This is a genomic window from Mycobacterium sp. NGS27, from assembly GCF_059813005.1.
Map to the genome: position 1 here is coordinate 1 of NZ_JCALDT010000057.1, position 259 is coordinate 259.

A 259-nucleotide genomic window follows, 5' to 3' on the forward strand; every position below is an offset into this window, starting at 1 on the left:
CTGGATGGTGCCCGCGGCGGTGGTGGTGCTTGAGGCGTTGCCGTTGACGGTCAACGGCAAGCTCGACAAGCAGGCCCTGCCGGCGCCGGATTACGGCGATGTCGAACGTTATCGGGCCCCGGCCACGTCCACCGAAGAGATTCTGGCCGGTATCTATGCCCAAGTCCTGGGCGTGGAGCGGGTCGGTGTCGAGGACTCTTTCTTCGAGCTGGGTGGGGACTCCATTTCGGCTATTCAGGTGGTGGCCCGGGCCAGGCTT

At 64.9% G+C, this 259-nt stretch carries 1 protein-coding gene; it reads left to right on the forward strand.

From position 1 onward, the window contains the following. Window positions 1-259 (forward strand): phosphopantetheine-binding protein (locus AC5Y30_RS25555; protein WP_499922112.1); only part of this gene is annotated, 259 nt, incomplete at both ends.